The organism is Clostridium lapidicellarium (assembly GCF_041224415.1).
Taxonomy (GTDB): Bacteria; Bacillota; Clostridia; order Clostridiales; family Clostridiaceae; genus Clostridium_B; species Clostridium_B lapidicellarium.
Map to the genome: position 1 here is coordinate 1 of NZ_JBGFFE010000057.1, position 1,208 is coordinate 1,208.

At 45.7% G+C, this 1,208-nt stretch carries 1 protein-coding gene; it reads right to left on the bottom strand.

Annotated elements, in window-relative coordinates:
* Nucleotide 1 precedes the first annotated feature (1 nt).
* Nucleotides 2-1,195, bottom strand: a complete 1,194-nt coding sequence (gene tuf, locus AB8S09_RS15755) for an elongation factor Tu (protein ID WP_294183143.1) — start codon at nucleotides 1,193-1,195, stop codon at nucleotides 2-4.
* Between the last annotated feature and the right edge of the window lie 13 nt (nucleotides 1,196-1,208).

Below are 1,208 nucleotides of genomic sequence, written 5' to 3' on the forward strand. Positions count from 1 at the left end.
ATTACTCGACTATTTTAGTTACGACGCCGGAACCGACTGTTCTTCCGCCTTCCCTTATTGCAAACCTCAGTCCCTGGTGCATTGCCACAGGGGTTATGAGCTCCACATTCATATCTATGTGATCTCCTGGCATTACCATCTCTACTCCTTCAGGCAGTGCAATCGTTCCTGTCACATCTGTTGTCCTGAAATAAAACTGCGGCCTGTATCCATTGAAAAACGGAGTGTGCCTCCCGCCTTCCTCTTTCTTGAGTACATACACCTGGCCTACAAATTTCTTGTGGGGGTGTACTGTCCCTGGCTTCGCAAGCACCTGGCCTCTCTCTACTTCGTCCCTCTGTATCCCTCTTAGAAGAACTCCTATATTGTCTCCTGCTATTGCCTTGTCAAGTGTCTTCCTGAACATCTCCACTCCAGTGCACACCGTCTTCTTCTTCTCTTCACTCAAACCTATTATCTCAAGTTCGTCTCCTACCTTCAACACACCTGTCTCCACTCTCCCTGTAGCAACAGTACCTCTGCCGGTAATTGTGAAAACATCCTCTATTGGCATCAAAAATGGTTTGTCTGTCGGCCTGTCTGGTGTAGGTATATAGTTGTCTACCGCATCCATCAGTTCATGTATGCATTTCGTGGCTTTAGGATCGTCCGGGTGTTCCAGTGCATCTAAAGCACTTCCTACTATTATTGGTACCTTATCTCCTGGAAATCCGTATTCACTTAGAAGATCCCTTACTTCCATCTCTACAAGTTCCAATAACTCAGGATCATCTACCTGATCTGCTTTATTTAAAAATACTACTATATACTGAACTCCTACCCTGCTCGCTAGTAGTATATGTTCCCTAGTCTGTGGCATTGGACCGTCTGCCGCACTTACTACAAGTATGGCTCCGTCCATCTGCGCAGCCCCTGTTATCATGTTCTTTACGTAATCTGCATGGCCGGGACAGTCTACATGGGCATAATGCCTCTTGTCCGTCTCGTATTCTACGTGTGCTGTATTTATTGTTATTCCTCTCTCCTTCTCTTCAGGAGCCTTATCTATCTCATCATATTTAGTCGCAGATGCCTTACCCTCTTTTGATAAAACCATCGTTATCGCTGCTGTAAGTGTTGTCTTCCCGTGGTCTACATGCCCTATCGTCCCTATGTTTACGTGTGGTTTCGTCCTTTCATACTTCTCTTTTGACATTACTCTTCCTCCT

Bases quoted from the DNA above. Each gene is read 5' to 3' on its own strand.
- tuf (WP_294183143.1), bottom strand. From the start codon at position 1,195: ATGTCAAAAGAGAAGTATGAAAGGACGAAACCACACGTAAACATAGGG.